This window comes from Streptomyces sp. SID11385, assembly GCF_010548245.1.
Lineage (GTDB): Bacteria > Actinomycetota > Actinomycetes > Streptomycetales > Streptomycetaceae > Streptomyces.
This window is the reverse complement of sequence record NZ_JAAGLR010000481.1, coordinates 1-1,177: the sequence shown is the minus strand read 5'-3', so window position 1 is coordinate 1,177 and position 1,177 is coordinate 1. Positions and strand designations below refer to the sequence as shown.

Below are 1,177 nucleotides of genomic sequence, written 5' to 3'. Positions count from 1 at the left end.
GACCGCCGCGCCGGCCGCGCCCTCGGCCCACCCGAGCCCGTAGAGCCGGTCCAGGACCGCGACCTGCGCGAGGAGGACGAGCAGCAGCGTCACGACCCCGAAGGGCCCGATGTCCGAACGCTTCATGATCGCGAGCGCGTCGGCGGCCGGTTTCCCGCTCCCGAGCCCGTCCGCCGTGTCCGCGAGCCCGTCCAGGTGCAGCCCGCGCGTCAGCACCGCCGGTACGGCCGTGCTCGCGACCGCCGCGAGCAGCGCGCCCGCCCCCAGCGCGCTCAGCACCCCGCCGAGCGCCGCCGCGCAGAGCCCCACCACGAGCCCGGCGAGCGGCGCCCACAGCATGCCCGCGCGCGCGGCGCCGCGATCCCAGCGCCGCACCCGGACCGGCAGCACGGTGAGGGTGCCGAAAGCGAAACGTATGCCGTCCATGGGGGGATTTTCGCAGGTACGGAGCCCGGGCAGCGGCGGGCGGGGGACGAAGCGGGGATAACAAGGGGCACACGGCGGGACGACGAGAGGCGCACATGGGGCACTGGCTGGACCGCAACTTCGTCGAGCCGGGCAAACTGCCCCTCCTGCTCGCCCTGCTCGCCTTCGTGCTGACCTTCCTCGTCACGCGCACCATCACGCGCCTCATCCGCGCGGGCCGCGGCCCCTTCCGCAACGTCACCCCGGGCGGCGTGCACGTCCACCACTGCGTGCCCGGCATCGTCCTCGCGGTCGTCGGCGGCTTCGGTGCCGTCGGCAGCGGCAAGCACGGGATCGCCGCCGGGATCTGCGCCGTCGTCTTCGGCATCGGCACGGGCCTCGTCCTCGACGAGTTCGCGCTGATCCTCCACCTCGCCGACGTCTACTGGACCGAGCAGGGCAGGCAGAGCGTCGAGGTCGTCGTCCTGACCACCGCGCTCGGCGGGCTCGTCGTCGCCGGAGCCGTACCGATCGGAGTCGACCAGGTCTCGCAGGGCGAGGCCGCCGGACGCGCCACCGCGATCGGCACGATCCTCTTCGACCTGTGCTTCGTCGTCGTCTGCCTCGCCAAGGGCAAGATCCGTACGGGCCTGATCGGCGTCTTCGTGCCCTTCGTCGCGCTCGTCGGCGCGATCCGCCTCGCCCGCCCCGGCTCCCCCTGGGCCCGCCGCCGCTACGCCGGGCGCCCCCGCCGCCGCGCCCGCGCCCTCCT

2 protein-coding genes are annotated in these 1,177 nt (G+C 74.8%); one reads left to right on the top strand and one right to left on the bottom strand.

All coding sequences use genetic code 11. The features are described from left to right. Positions 1-426: adenosylcobinamide-GDP ribazoletransferase (locus tag G3I42_RS14695; RefSeq protein ID WP_164286098.1), on the bottom strand; the 426-nt coding region annotated here is incomplete at its 3' end. 95 nt (positions 427-521) lie between these two features. On the opposite strand from G3I42_RS14695, the gene G3I42_RS14690 reads away from it, so the two are divergent. Then, a partial coding sequence (locus G3I42_RS14690; RefSeq protein ID WP_164286096.1) for a hypothetical protein occupies positions 522-1,177 on the top strand: 656 nt, incomplete at its 3' end.